Here is a 14,944-nt window from a genome sequence, read left to right as displayed (position 1 = left end):
CCCATGCCCAGCAATACTCCTGTGACTCCGCTCGTGCCGAAAGAAGGCTGGCACGTGATGCACCTCTTCTACGACGTGGACCATTCCGCGTGGTCCTTGCTGGGTGAGGACGAGAAGCGGGCGGCGAAGACGCGCCTGACGGAGCTGGTTCAGGAGATCCGCGCCACGAAGGATACCCATCTGCTGACCTATGCCATCGCCACGCCGAAGGCGGACATCGGCTTCATGCTGCTCACGCCGGACCTGCACGTGGCCACCGCTTACGAAAAGCAGCTCACGCTTTCGCTGGGACCGGACATTCTCACACCTGTGTATTCCTACCTCTCGCAAACCGAGCGCTCCGAATACACCACCACGCGCGAGCAGTATGGGGCGGAAACCCTGATCGCTGAAAAGGGGCTCACGGAGGGTTCTGAGGAATACGGGAAAGCGCTCGCCGAGTTCGACGACCGCATGGCCCACTACCTGAAGCACCGCCTGTATCCGGTGCTGCCGGATTGGCCGGCGATCTGTTTCTATCCGATGTCGAAGCGCCGCACCGGCGCGGACAACTGGTATTCCCTCAGCTTCAAGGAACGCGCCGAACTCATGTCCGGCCACGCCCGCGTGGGCCGCACCTATTCAGGCCGCATTCTCCAGCTCATCACCGGTTCCACCGGTCTTGATGAATACGAGTGGGGTGTGACGCTGCTGGCGAAGGATACGATGGACATCAAGGCGATCGTGTATGAGATGCGCTTCGATGAAGTCTCCGCGCGCTACGCGGAGTTCGGTGACTTCTACATCGGCATGCAGCTGCCGCTGGATGAGTTGTTCCGGCGTGTGTGCCTGTAAGATATTGGCCAGAGTCTTTGGCACCTTGGGACGATCTCGGAGCGGGTCGAAGACCGTGGGGTCATCGCGTGTTCCATGGATTCGCGTATCCATGTCCTATCCGCCTTTCCGCACCCCGCTGCGCATGGGTGCGGATTCTTAAAGCGGGCGACGATCCGGAGGTGCCGTCGCCAAGGCTCCTCAACCTCCGGCTATGTTCCGCGACATCTCTGAGGTCGGAAACGAGTGAGGGTGGATGATATGGGTTACGCCACCGCACGCAGCTTGCGGAATACGAACAAGCTGAGGATGCTCACGGTGATCGCCGCCAGGCCGAGCCGGTCGAAGTGAAGCAATGACAAGCCCGGGCCTTTTTGCACCACCATGCCGCCGATGGAAGTCGTGATGCCCGAGGCGAGGTCGCGCGCGCAACCGACCAGACTCATGTAGGCGCCGCGCCGCGCGGAAGGTACCGCTTGTGAAATCACCGCCTGTCCGGGGATGAAGCGTCCGCTGGCGAAGGTGAAGAAAAACGCGGCCAGTACCAGCACGTGCCACATGGGGATTGGTCCGGAATTCGTCAGCAGCCGGATCACGATGGATGCTCCGGCCACCAGCACGCAATAGACCTTGAAGCGGCCATGGATGTCCGCCATCCGGCCGACCCATGGACCGGTGAAGATCGTGACAAGGCCACCGGTGAGATAGACGAGGAACAGGGATTCCTCCGGCATGCCCGCGTTTCCGACCAGATAGGTCGAGAGATAGGGGATGATCGTGAAGTGTCCGAAGACCATCGCCGTCATCAGCAGGATGCCGGTCCAGGCATTTCCATCCGCGAGGAGATTGAGGAAATCCCTGCCCGACGGAACCTGGCCTTCTTTCAGATGTCCGCGCACCGGAGGCAGCACGCGGTAGAGACAGATCCACACCACCACCGCCAGCGCGGCCACGGTGAGGAACGGCGCTTCCCAGCGCCAGATCTGGGCAAGCTTCAACCCGATCGGCACTCCTGCGGCAGCGGCGAAGGAGAAAGCCGTCATGATGATGCCCATGCCGCGGGCGCGGCGCTCGGGTGGAACGACGTCCGCCACGATCGCCATGATCGCGGCGCCGCTCACGCCGCCGAAGGCCCCGCAGATCGCGCGGGAAATCTGGAGCATGACCGCCGTGGTTGAGAGACCGCAGGCCAGCGTGCCCACGGCGAATCCCGCGTAACAAAACAGCAGCAGCTTGCGACGGTCGAAGCGGTCGATGAAGGGCGCGGACAGCAGGCCGACCACCCCGGCGGTGATCGCGAAGGAGGAGATGAAGCCGCCGAACTGCTGCGGTGTGACATTGAGCTCCCGCTGGAGCTGCGGGCCCAGCGGCATCATCACCATGAAGTCCATGATGTGGGTGAACTGCACCGCCGCGAGCAGGAGCAGGAGCCACTTTTCGGAAAGGACGCGTCCTTCCACCTTTTCCACCCCGTCACTTCCAGAGTCCATGCGTTAAAAAGGAAACCCGCCTGCCGGGTGGCGGGCGGGCCTCAAGAGACTCGCGAATGAACGGTCGCGCAAGTGGAACCCCGCGCGGCTCGTAGTTCCCCTGACAAGGGTTCAGCGGGCCGGCTCGACGGCGTCCATTTCCTCATGGAGGCGCTCGATCAGGCGCTCCATGTCACGGACATTGCGTCGTGCACGGCCGATGCTTTCCCGATCAGGCGCCCGCTGCATGCGCGGCGCCTGGTCATCTCCCCGGCGGGCCATTTGGTTCGGCAGTTCGGCCGGTGGATTGCCCACGCGTGCCACGGCGGAATCGACGGTCGGCTTCTTCAGCATGGCCACCACTTCATCGGCGGGGATGAAGAAGCTGCGGGTGCGGTCGGCCTGGGCGATCGAGATGCCGATGACATTGCCATCCAGATCGACCACCGGACCACCGCATTGCTGCGGCTTGAGCTGGAGATCGGATTGGACCACGGCCGGGAACATGTCACGGACGCGGCTGATCGCGCCGCCCATTTGCTCCATCTGGCGGAGGCGGAGGTTGGTGAATTGGGGCAGGCGCGGGCGGTTGCCTAGCAGGACCTCGACGTCGATCGTCTTGCCGCCGCGGGAAATCTTCATGGCCACCTTGTCACCCGGGTTCTTGCCGAGCAGGGAATTGCGGAGCTCCATCAGGCCGGAGATCGCGCGATCTCCGATTTTCAGAATGACGTCGCCCTCCTTGATGCCCGCGGTTTCTGCGCCGGTTTTTTCCTCCACGGATCCCACCTTCACGCCGGGACCGCTGTAGGTCATGTCGCCGTTCACGCCGAGGAAGGCTTGGTCGGACTCGCGGAGGGAACGGGACAGCACGGCCACGACGCCGAGGCCGCCGAGCTTGGCATCGCGGCGGGAGGCCACGACGAAGCTGCCGAGGGCGGGGGAGCCGCGGTCCGACCACTTCACCGGCGTGAGTACCGGACCATCAATGGAAAGCACGGCGATGTCTTCATCCTCATGAACACCGGTGATCTTCGCGCTGTGGGTGGTGCCCTTGGAATCCAGAACCTGGATGGCGGCGCCCTTTCTGGCGATCTCGCTCCACTTGGTGAGAACCTGGGTGCCATTGCCAACCACGGTGCCGTAGGCGACCTGATTCTTGCCGGCATAGACCTGAACGGTTGAGGCGGACACACGAGCGGCCACCGATTCACCTACCGCGCAGAGGTCGGCGTACTGGCTGGCGATGGCTTCGTTTTCCTCGGCACTGAGAAGCGGCACTTCCTTTTTCTCGAAGAGTTCCGGATCGATGCCGATGCCTCGCAGCGAGCGGGGATCGTAGAGCGCGTCGCGCTTCACCAGCGTGACCTCGAGGTCGAGCTTGGTCTGGTCGCGCATCAGGGCGAGGCGGATCTTGTCGCCGGGTTGCTTCTTCGCGAGGGCAAGCTGGAGGTCGCGGCCACTGCCGACCTTGCCACTATCGATGCCGACGAGCAGGTCGCCCACGCGGACGCCGGCGGCGGCGGCGGGCGAGCGGGGAGTGACTTTTTCCACTGGCACGCCAAGGCCTTTGCTGGAATCCCGGCCCATGCCGATGCCCAGCACCGGAGCTTCCGGATTGGCGAAGGGATTCATGGAGAGCTCGCCCCAGTTGTCACCGGCCATCAGGCGGTCCCAGTCCTCGCGGAAGCCGTCCACGCCCGCGTGGTTGTTGTTGCGGCGGGATTCGCCGATGGACGAGTTGATGCCGACGATACGGCCCTGGAGGTCGAAGATCGGGCCGCCCGAGTCACCGCCGATCAGGGTGCAGTCGCTGGTGAAGAAATTGCCCGGGCCCTTGGACACCACGCGTCCGAAGCGGACCGGCGGGGTGCGGTTCGGGTCGAATCCGGCGGAATGGCCCATCGCCACCAGCCAGTCGCCCGCCATCAGGGTCTTGGAATTGCCCCGCTCGACGAACGGCCAAGGACCCTTGCCGTCGATTTTCACCATGGCGATGTCCTTGGAGTAGTTCGCGCCAAGGACGCGGCCGTTGATCTGGCGGCCGTTCGGGAAGACCACCAGCATGTCATCCACGCCCTGCACCACGTGGGCGGCGGTGAGGATGAGCCCGTCCGCGGAGGTGATGACTCCGGAGCCGGAGGAGCCGGTCTGTTCCGAAACCAAGGCCACGGTGGCGGGCATGACCTTCGAGGCCACGTCCGCGACTTCCTTTTCGATGTGTTTGAGATCCGCCACGGTCTTGACCGGTTCCGCGGCCCGGAGGGCGGCGGGGGACCACGCCAACAGGCCGGCGGCGACGGCTGCAAAAAACGCACGCGTTTTCATCATTCCACGGGGCATAGCGACGCCGGATGGGACGTTCGTCTGCGGTTCCTTCTTCATGGGATCTTCATCAATACGGGGTGGCGGCGGTCAATAGAGCACGCTACGGTCCGCGCAGCGATGCCGAAAAGCGCCCAGCCAGATTCCAGCAAAAATTCGAAAAACCGCGCGAGCCGGGATGGCGACGGGTCCGGCTCCAGCTCTCCGACCTTCGTTTCGCTCCTGTTTTTCTGGCCGTTCCACCTGTTCCGGTTGCTGACGAAACCGCTGGGTTCGCCGCTGAGGCCGCTGGTTCGGCTGGCCGGTTATCCTTGCGTGGCCGGGCTCTACGTTCTGCTGATGCTGGGGGTGGTGTATGGCTTCCGCGCCAGCCGCTACGATCTCCAGAAGATCCACGCGATGCCGGAGCGCTCGATCGTCTTTGACCGCAATGGCGAGGAGATCGGCCGCATCCACGGCGAGAAGCGTGATGTGATCCAATTGAGCCAGGTTTCGGACACCTTCCGGAAGGCCATTCTCGCGCGCGAGGACGAGCGCTTCTACCAGCACGGCGCGGTGGATCCGATCGGCATCGTGCGTGCATTCACGAAGAACCTTTCCGGCAAGAAGGAAGGCGCGTCCACGCTCACGCAGCAACTCGCGTCCGATGTCTTCCGGCTCAAGGAGGGCGAGTCGAAGAATTTCATCAACCAGCTCGATCGCAAGTTCCTGGAAATCGCCATCGGTATCCGCATCGAGTCCACGATGCAGAAGGATGAGATCCTGGAGGCGTATCTGAATTCGATCAACTGGGGCCGCCAGATCCGCGGGATCGAGGAGGCCTCGCGCGTGTACTTCGAGAAGCACGCCTCACAGCTTTCGTTGTCCGAGTCCGCGCTGCTCGCCGGGATTGTGCGCGGTCCGGACGCCTACAATCCGTTCAAAAGCATCGAGAAGGCGAAGCGCGAGCGCGATACCACGCTGGACCGCATGGTGGCGGCGAATGCGATCACGCAGGCGGAAGCCGATGCCGCGAAGGCGGAGAAGATCGAGGTGCGGCCGGAGTGGCGGCGGAAGTTCCAGGAGTCCTATGCGATGGACGCCATCCGCCATGACCTCGAGTTGATCCTGGAAAAAGAGAACCTCGAACTGGGTGGCCTGACCATTTCCACCACCATCGACAATCGCATCCAGCAGCGTGCCGAAAAGGCTCTTGATGAACGCTTGCGTGAGGTGGAGCAGATGGGCGGCTACAATCATCTCACCCGCACGGCCTGGTTGAAGAAACCCGAGGACAAGCGCGATCCCGAGCCGGGCTATATCCAGGGTGCGGCGGTGGTGATGGAGAACCACGGCGGCGCGGTGCTCGCGGTGGTGGGAGGACGTGATGCGGATGAGTCCCGTTTCAATCGGGCCCAGCGGGCGCAACGTCAGATCGGGTCGATCTTCAAGCCGTTCGTGTATCTCGCCGCGTTCGATCGTGGTCTGCGTCCCACCACCAGCATCAGCGATGATCCGATTTCTCCGGGGGAAATCGCCGGAGCTCCATCGACCTGGCATCCGAAGAACTCGGACGGCACCTACACCGGCATGCACGAGGCGGCCTACGGTCTCATCCGCTCCCGCAATACGATGTCGCTGCGCGTGGGCAACTATGCGGGCATGGAACGCGTGAAGGACGTGGCACGCTCTGCTGGATTCCTGGATCGCGATCCGGCGAAATCGATGCCGGAGAAACCGACATCGTATCTTGGTGCGTGGGAATCGACTCCATGGAAGGTGGCATCCGCTTACACGATCTTCCCGAACAATGGCGAACGCTATCGTCCTTACCTGATCCGCGAGATCCGCGATCGCGATGGGAATGTGCTCTATGCCACGCCGCAGTTGTCGTATCCAGCGGCCAAGGCGGGATCGGCGTGGGCGATTTCCCAGATCCTCCGCGAGGTGGCATCGCGTGGCACTGCGGCCGCGGTGAAGAAGCTCGGCTTTGACAAACCCTGCGCGGGCAAGACCGGCACGACGAACGATTTCAAGGATGCGTGGTTCGCGGGCTATACCTCCAGCCTGACCTGCACGGTGTGGGTGGGATTCGATACTCCGGTGAAGACGATGCAGGGCGGCTATGGTGCCACGCTCGCGCTGCCCGTGTGGGTGAAGATCATGCAGACGGCGGACCGACTCGGCTACAAGGCGGGGGAATTCAGCCCGGCATCGAAAACCATCACCGCGCGCCTGTGCCGCCAGTCCGGCAAGCGTGCCACCGCCGGGTGCGAAGAGGCGGGGACGGCCTATGCGGATCACGATGTCCCGGCGGATACGTTCGACCCGAACGACCTGTGCCCGATCCATCCCGCGAAGGCGATTCCCGTGGATGAAGATGCGGTGCCGGACAGCGCCGTGCCGCGTGCGCGCCCGGTGCTCCAGCCATCCGCCCGGGACGCACCGCCGCGCGCGGTTCCCGTGGACGAACCGCGGGCACCGATCCGCGCCCAACCGGTGGAGGAATGAAAGGCCACGTTCCGTATCTTTTCCAGATCCTCCATCCGGGTTCCCGGGTTTGAGATCCGGAATTTCAAATTTGCAGTCCTCTTCCCGCCCATGTCCACCTGGCGTCCCATCACGACTCCCTCCCGTTTCCTGCGGTGGGTGCCCGCGTGGTTGCATACGCCGCTGAAGTGGGTGCTGAAGCTGGGCGTGTTGGCCACGGTGATCGTGTGCGGCATCGCGTTCTTCTACTTCTGCCTCGCGATGAAGTTCGACCTTGATGAGGTCAACCGCCTGCCTGCGGCGAACATCGTTTACGATCGCAATGACAAGGAAATGGATGCGTCCACCGGCAACAACCGCCGGTTGATCACCCGCGCGGACCTGCCGGAATTTCTGGTCAAGGGTTTGCAAGCGCGCGAGGATGCCCGCTTCTTCGATCACTCCGGCGTGGATGTGCGGGGTCTGATGCGCGCGACGATCCGTAATCTGAAGGACCGCGATTTCACGCAGGGTGCCTCGACACTGACGATGCAACTCGCGCGCAACACCTTCGACATCCGCGCGAAGTCGCTGCACCGGAAGTTCCTCGAAATCGCGCTGACGCTGCGCATCGAGGGGCGTTACGACAAGAACCAGATTCTAACAGGCTATCTCAACCGCATCTACTTCGGCGCGGGGTGCCATGGCATCGAGGAAGCGGCGCGCACCTACTTCGGCCGTCCGGTGCGCGAGCTCAATGAGGGCGAGTGCGCGATGATCGTCGGCATCATCCGTGGCCCGCACATCTTCTCGCCGTTCCGGAATCTCCCTGCGGCGGAGGCCCAGCGCAACGAGGTGCTGGACCGCATGATCGCGATGAAGTTCATCACCGAAGCGGACAAGGAACGGATCATTTCCACGCCGGTGCGGTTGGTGAAGGATGATGATCGCGAGGTGCAACGCTCGTATGCCATGCAGCAGTTGCGCCGCGAACTGGATACGATCCTCGACGAATCCGACATCCGCCTCGGTGGCCTGCAGATCCGCACCAATCTCGATTCCGCCTGGCAGACCCGGCTGGAAACTGAACTCGCCCGCGCGGTCGAGTCGCTGGAAAACGAGAAGACCTGGCAGAAGCCGACACATGCCGCGCACAAGGACGGTGAGCCGGTGGATTACCTCCAGTATGCCGCCATCACCATTGAATACAAAAGCGGAGCGATCCTCGCCTACATCGGCGGACGTGATTTCAAGGACTCGCGCTACGATTTCACCCGCGTCCGCCGTGATCTCGGCTCGGCCTTCGAGCCCTTCGTGGCCGCCGCTGCCGCCGAGCGCAAGAAGCTGGTGCTGCCGGGGAAACCGGTACAAACCGGCCGGCAGGTGGGACCGGCGGAGGTCCAGCGGATCGCGAAACGCTGTGGCATTTCCGGCCCCTTTCTCGATACCGAGGATCTCTTCCGTGGCTCGGTGTCCGCCACTCCCATGGAGATGGCGGTCGGGCTTTCCACCTTGGGCAACAAGGGGCGGAGGCCCAGGGCGTTCTTCATCCGGGAAATCCGCAATGCCGCGGGCGAAGTGCTTTACACCGGCCATCCGCAGGAAAGTCCGGCGCTCTCGGCATCCGCCGCCACGGAGGCCAAGTCGGTGCTGAAGCCGCGTTCGGGCACGCTTTGTTTCACCGGGGCCACCGGGTCGGAACGCGAGGCATGGACGCTGCGCCTGGGGCCGAAGGGCGCAACGGTGATCTGGATCGGCTTCGACAAACCCTCCGTGATCGCTCCGGAGGCGCGGTTGAAGGCGCTCCTGGACGAATTCGTGGACCGGCTCGGCAACGAGTGATCCCGGGGATTTTGCGGGCTTGAATCCTCCGCCCGCTTCACCATCGTGCTCGCCATGATCGGATCCCGCTCCCTCCGTTGGCTTGCCGCGTGGTGTGCGCTCGCAGGTTCCCTGTCGGCCGAACCCCTGCGCGTGATGACCTTCAATCTCCGCTACATCAACCGCGGCGATCTGCTCAATCGGGCGTGGACCGCCCGCCGCGACCAGGTGGCGGATATCATCCGCCGCGATCATCCGGACCTGCTGGGAGTGCAGGAGGCACTGCGGCCGATGCTCGATGATCTGGGCCAGCGGCTGGAGGGCTATACGGAAATCGGAATCGGCCGCGAGGACGGGCTTCAGAAGGGAGAGTACTCCGCTCTGCTGGTGAGGACCGATCGCTTCGGTATCCAGCAGACGGGCACCTTCTGGCTTTCCGACACGCCCGAGGTGGTGAACTCGAAGTCATGGGGGAATACCGTGGTGCGCATCTGCACCTGGGCCCGGCTGTGGGACAAGAAGACCGGGCAGGTGATCCACTTCTACAACACGCACATGGATCACGAGTCCCAGCCCGCCCGGGAGAAGGGGATGGCCTTGATCCTCGAGCGCATCGCCGCCCGCCAGCCGGCGGGGCCTTTCCTGCTCACCGGAGACTTCAACACCGGGGAGGACAATCCGGTTCAGGAACTCATCCGCAACAGCACCTTTCATCCGGTGGATGTCTGGAAATCCCTGCACCCCGATGCTTCGCCCTCGATCTCCGGAACCATGCACGGTTTCCGCGGCAAGACCGACGGTGGCCGCATCGACTATATCTATGCGAGCGCGGACCTCACGCCCGTCGACTCGGAGATTCTCCATGATGCGAAGGATGGCATCTGGCCATCCGATCATTTCCCGGTGCGCGCGACGCTGGAATTGGAAAAGACGGAGAAGAAACAGCCATGATTCGTGAATGAAAAAATCCCCCTCCCGCACGGGGCGGAAGGGGGACTTTGGGAAGAAGTGGTCTCCCGCGATCAGGGCTTGGGAGTGGCCTTGAGGCGGACGAAGATCTTGCCGTTCACGGCGTTGCTCCGCGGGATTTTCACCATGATGTTGTCAAAGGTCGGGTTGCTCTGGTCAATGAACACCACGCCATCCGCGGGATCCGTGTCGGGAATGGCGATGTCGGTCCATGAGCTCAGGTTGGTACCCCACTGGACGGCTACATTCGTGTCCTGCTTCGACTGCGCGCTGCGCAGGAAGTAGAAATAGAGATAGTCGTTGTCCAGGCCTTGGGTTGGCAGTTCCGAAGACGAGAACGCCAGCGGGTTGGCCATCAGCACGTACTCGAGCAGGTTGGCGAGACTGTCATTGTCTGGATTCTGGGTGGGTCCGTTGTTGCCACTGGTCAGGCCGACAGTGCCCGCCCACGAGGCATAGCCGGTGGACTGGGTGACGATGATCTGCTTGTTGGTGGTGTCGTAGTTGACGTTATAGCCGAACGGCGTGGAAGCGAACGTGCCCGTGAGCGTGCCGGTCCAGGTGGCGATCACATAGGGGCCGGTGAAGCCTCCGCCGAGGGTCGACAGGGTGAGGCTGCCGCCGAGGGTGAGGTTGCCGTTGACGACCAGTTTGTCCACATTGGCACCGTCCGTTTCGATGGCGAGGGTGCCGGTGATGGTGGTCGCTCCAGTGGTCAGCGTGCCGGTGGCATTCTGTCCCGGAGCGATGGTGCCTGCGGCGGTGACGGCTCCCGTGATGATGCCGGTGCCGCCGAGGGTGCCGGAGGCATTCACGGTGACCGCACCGGTGCCCGTTCCCGAGCCGGTGGTATTGTTCACGAACAACTTGCCCGCCGCCACCGTGGTGCCGGCGGTGTAGGTGTTCGCGGCGGTGAGCCGCAGGCTGCCGGTGCCGGACTTGGTGACAGAGTAGCCGGTGATGATGCCGGTCATGTCCAGGTCGATGCCGCTGGCTGTTGTGCCCGTGGCCACCGCCACGCCCAGGTTGTTGGTGTCCCGGATGTTGATCGGCGCGCTGACCAGCGAGGTGGTCGAACTGGCGACGGTTGTGAGTCCGTAGCCGTTCGTGAAGTTGAACTGGCCGCCACCCGTGGAGGTGAGGCTGGCTCCGGTCATGAAGACGTTCGTGGTGAAGCCCTCGTTGCCGTTGAGCCCGATATTGAACGTGCCGCCGTTGAGCGTCATCGTGGTCACCTGGGTGCCCACGGTGTAGCCGAGCGCGTCGGTGGCGGTGGCGTTCACGGTGGCGCCGCTGTTGATGGTCAGCGGGCCGCGGATCGTGCCCGCGCCGCCACCCGTGCCGAGGACGAGCGTGCCGCCATTCACGGTGGTGCCACCGGAGAAGGTGTTCGCCGCACCGGTCAGGGTGAGGGTGGAGGAGCCGGACTTGGTCAGGCTGCCGCTCCCCGCGATGTAGTTCGCAGCGGTTTCCGTGAACGTATAGTTCTTGGTATTGCTGTTCACCACGACCGAGTTCGGCTGGAGCACGCCGGTGAGCGTGACGGCCGTGTTCGTGCCGGAGTCGTTGAAGATGACATCATCCCCTTGGAAGAAGGCATCGGTCTCACCGCTGCCCGCCGTGTTCCAGCGCAGGTTGCTGCCGCCGATGACCCACTGGCCGTCGGTGACGCCACCCCAGGTGATGGCTTTCGCGCCGATGTCCACCGTGATCTTGTTCGCGCCCACGTTGAAGATCGCCTGGCGGTAGTTGGCCGGTGTGGCCATCACGAGATTCGCAGCCGTGCCGGTCACGGCCCCGGTGTAGTTGAGTAGGGTGATGGTGCCGCTTGGAGTGCCACTGCCGCCGGTCACGAGGGAGACGGCGGTGGAGGTGCCGAGGTTGACCGGTCCATTGACCGTGATTCCGTTGTTCGCGATGTTCGCCGCGATGATGCCGCCGGTCGCGAAGGTCAGCGAACCACCACTGCCGATGGAACCGGTGCCGCCGATGCTGGCGGTCGAGCCAACGGTCACCGAAGTGGCTCCGAGGCTGCCGGTGAGGTTCAGCGTGTTGGTACCGGTGATGGTGGTGGTGCCGGTGTAGGTGCTCGCGCCGGAGAGCGTGAGAATGCCGGTCGTGGCGGAGCCGCCGCCCACTTCCAGATTCCGCGCACCGCCGGTTTCCACGATGGGGCCGGAAATCGTACCGGTGGAGGCGTGGGTGGTGATGCGGGTGTTTCCGGAGAGTGTCACGGTTCCGGACATGATGGATCCTCCGCCCAGGCGCAGGGCGCCGAAGGTTCCGGTGGGTTCCGCCCAACCGTTGCCTGAAAGGTTCATGGCGTTCGGATAGGTGCCTCCCGCGCTGACCAGGAACTGGCCGTTGGCACCGGTGGCGAGCGAGGCGGTGCCGAGGCCGTTGGTGTTCGTGACTTGCACGCGCGCGCCATTGACCGTGATGGTTCCGGAGAAGGCGGTGTTCACTCCCATGGTGTAGTCACCCTGGCCCGTGCCGTTCACACCGGTATTCGTGCTGGCGAACACCAAAGCACCGGCTCCGGCGAACGGGTTCACGGTGAGGTTGTTGGTCCGCCAGAACGTGGTGGTGGCACCCGAGGCCACGGTGACGGTGCCGGTTCCCAGCGAGCCGTTTGTGTTCGGAGTAGTGGCATTGCCCACCACCAGGTTCCCCGCGCTCACCGTGCCAGCGACGTTCAGGCCGTTGTTGCCGGTAAGTGCGACAGTGCCTGCGGTGGTCTTGGTCCATGCGTTCGGGGTATTCAGTGTGGCGGAGGAGCTGCCGGATTGGAGGTCCACCGTGGTGATGTTCGCGGTGGCGTTGTTGAAGGCGCCGCCGGTGAGGGCAAGCTTTCCGACCGTGAGGGTCTTCGCGGAGAAATCCAGCGTGCCGCCCGCCGCGGTGATGTCACCGGTCATGGAGTACGCCATGTTGGTGCCGAAGGTGGCGGTGGAAGAACCGGACTTCACCAGCGAACCGATGCCCGCGAGGATACCCGTCGCCACACCCGTCGAGTTGAAGGTATAGGCTCCGGTCGAATTGATGGTCACCAGGGATGGCGCCAGCACGCCGGACAAGGTGATCGTCTTCGCTCCGGCAATGGTATCGTCGAAGAGGACGGAGTCGTAGGCCTTGAAGACATCATTGCTCCCTCCGTTGTTGAAGTTGAGCAGGTTGTTCAGGTCCCACGTTCCGGCTGCCACGCCGGCGGCGGAGGCGTTGTTCCACACCAGCGAGGCACCCAGTCCCGTGAGGGTGAATTGCAGCTTGTTGCCGTTTACCGCCACCGAACCGGTCGCACGGGTTGCTCCATAGTTGGAGCCCATGCTGAGCACGGGTGTGCCGGTGCCGGTGATGCTGCCAGCCGTGTAGAGATCGTAGGTGCCCAGTGCCTGATTGCCGAGCATGGGGGCTACATTGATGGTGCCTCCATCGGCCAGATTGAGCGCTCCGGTCACCGTGGTGGTCGCACCGGTCTGCGCGACACCGCCGAGGATGGCACCGTTGTTTGCAGTGAGGGAGGTCAGAACCTTGCCATTCACTTCAGGACGGAACAAACCGCCATTGTTCACCACAATGGCGGATGCGGTCAGCGTGCCACTGGTCGCCAGCGTGAGCGTACCGGCATTGATGATGGTGCTGCCGGAATAGTTGTTCGCTCCCGCGAGCACCATGTTTCCGGGACCGTTCTTGGTGATCCCCACACCGGTGACGATCACCGAGGTGCTGAGAGCGAGATTGCCGTTGACCTGAAGGTCGTTGAAGGCAGCTCCATCGGCGACCGTGAAGGGCACGGTGGCATCGGTATTGTTCTCGCGCATGAACACCGTGCCCGCGATGATCGAGGGGGTTGTCGATGCCAGCGTGGTGACGGAGGTGTTGTTGCCAAAGGCAAAACGCCCGCCCCCCGTAGCCTGCATCGTGGAATTGGTCAGGGTGTAGGCCACCCCCCAGCCGTTGTCCCCCGTGCCCGCGTGGGTCAGTGTGGCGTTGTTGAGGGTGAGGTTGTTGATCTTTTGTCCGGTGTTGTAGCCCAGGACATTGTTGCCTTGGAGAAGGAGGGTGGCACCGCTGTTGACGGTGAGATTGCCCACGATCCGGCCCGTGCCACCGTAGTCCGTGCCGACGGTGTTTCCGAGCTGGAGGGTGCCGGAGTTCACCGTGGTGCCGCCGCTGTAGGTATTCGCCCCCATCAGGATCACCTTGGCGGTGGCGTTGTTCGCGGTGGTGGTGGTGACCGCGCCGGTGCCGGAGAGGATCCCGGAGAAAGTCATGTCCTTGCCGGTCCACTTGCTGGTCAGGGTGGCTCCGGATGCGCCGACGGCGACGGTGCCGGTCAGGTTGCTGATCCCGTCTTCATTCAACACGGTCCCGCCGTTGATCGACAGGTTGTTCGCATACGTGAAGGTATTGGAGTTCTGGATCCACAGCCGCAGGGTGCCGCCGGTGTTGATGTTGACGAGTCCGGTGCCGAGGGCGCTGACCGTGGAAGTGTTCGCTCCCGTTCCGCCGGTGCCGATCGAGAGGATGCCGCCATTGATGGTGGTGCCTCCGGAGAAGGTGTTGGCGGTGGTATTGGCGAGGGTCAGGGTACCGGTACCGTTTTTGGTCAGGGTGCCGGTTCCGGCCAGAATACCCGTGCCATTGAAGGTCCAGGTGCCATTGTTCGCTCCCACCGTGACCGTGGTGGGCGTGACGGTTCCGACCAGGGTGGCGGTTTCTCCGGCCGCAGCGGAGAACACCGCGTCATTGGCGTCGCTCCATTGGGTCAGGATCGTATTGGCATCGACGAACCAGTTGGTGTCGCCGGCGGCGGTGCTCCAGTTATTGGTGGTACCGGCGGTTTGCCAGGTGAGGGTGGAGCCAAGAGACGGCAGGGCAAGGCCCAACGCCACCGTAAGGTGTGTGAGTTTGAGTTTCATGGGTTTATGCAACAGAAGCAACAGAGCTACCCCACCCGTCCTCATGAAAATTTCTCACGAAGAAAAGGGGGATACATTAACAATGTAGATACCTGCCTCCCCTGGTGCGCCAGCAAAAAGTGGTGAACGTATGTCGTACACGCATATAGCCCCATAGCCCCGTCCCACCCGGAAGGG

General features: G+C 63.3%; 7 protein-coding genes. 4 read left to right on the top strand and 3 right to left on the bottom strand.

Translation table 11 applies throughout. From position 1 onward, the window contains the following. The first annotated feature begins 3 nt into the window (after positions 1-3). Positions 4-834 carry a hydrogen peroxide-dependent heme synthase gene (hemQ, locus tag KBB96_RS11785; protein ID WP_211629643.1) on the top strand — a complete coding sequence of 277 codons (831 nt, stop codon included), beginning with the start codon at positions 4-6 and terminating at the stop codon, positions 832-834. 245 nt (positions 835-1,079) lie between these two features. On the opposite strand, the gene KBB96_RS11780 is transcribed toward hemQ, so the two are convergent. Then, positions 1,080-2,303, bottom strand: a complete 1,224-nt coding sequence (locus KBB96_RS11780) for an MFS transporter (RefSeq protein WP_211629642.1) — start codon at positions 2,301-2,303, stop codon at positions 1,080-1,082. 111 nt (positions 2,304-2,414) lie between these two features. Continuing rightward, the gene (locus tag KBB96_RS11775) at positions 2,415-4,613 is read right to left on the bottom strand and encodes a S1C family serine protease (RefSeq protein WP_211629641.1); all 2,199 of its coding nucleotides are present in this window, start codon (positions 4,611-4,613) and stop codon (positions 2,415-2,417) included. A gap of 246 nt (positions 4,614-4,859) precedes the next feature. Here KBB96_RS11775 and KBB96_RS11770 point away from each other — a divergent pair, with 246 nt between their 5' ends. The 3 genes from KBB96_RS11770 (at position 4,860) to KBB96_RS11760 (ending at position 9,827) form a co-directional block, all read left to right on the top strand. Next, positions 4,860-7,097 (top strand): transglycosylase domain-containing protein, encoded by a 2,238-nt coding sequence (locus tag KBB96_RS11770; RefSeq protein WP_211629640.1) that lies wholly within the window; start codon positions 4,860-4,862, stop codon positions 7,095-7,097. A 90-nt stretch (positions 7,098-7,187) separates the two neighbouring features. Further along, positions 7,188-8,897 (top strand): transglycosylase domain-containing protein, encoded by a 1,710-nt coding sequence (locus tag KBB96_RS11765; protein WP_211629639.1) that lies wholly within the window; start codon positions 7,188-7,190, stop codon positions 8,895-8,897. Between the two features lie 54 nt (positions 8,898-8,951). After that, on the top strand, positions 8,952-9,827 hold the full coding sequence (locus KBB96_RS11760) for an endonuclease/exonuclease/phosphatase family protein (protein WP_211629638.1): 876 nt from the start codon (positions 8,952-8,954) through the stop codon (positions 9,825-9,827). Between the two features lie 71 nt (positions 9,828-9,898). On the opposite strand, the gene KBB96_RS11755 is transcribed toward KBB96_RS11760, so the two are convergent. Continuing rightward, positions 9,899-14,767, bottom strand: a complete 4,869-nt coding sequence (locus KBB96_RS11755; RefSeq protein WP_211629637.1) for a beta strand repeat-containing protein — start codon at positions 14,765-14,767, stop codon at positions 9,899-9,901. Positions 14,768-14,944 lie beyond the last annotated feature (177 nt).

It is taken from the genome of Luteolibacter ambystomatis, assembly GCF_018137965.1.
Taxonomy (GTDB): domain Bacteria; phylum Verrucomicrobiota; class Verrucomicrobiia; order Verrucomicrobiales; family Akkermansiaceae; genus Luteolibacter; species Luteolibacter ambystomatis.
The sequence above is the reverse complement of the archived record's forward strand: the minus strand, read 5'-3'. Positions and strand labels throughout refer to the sequence as shown.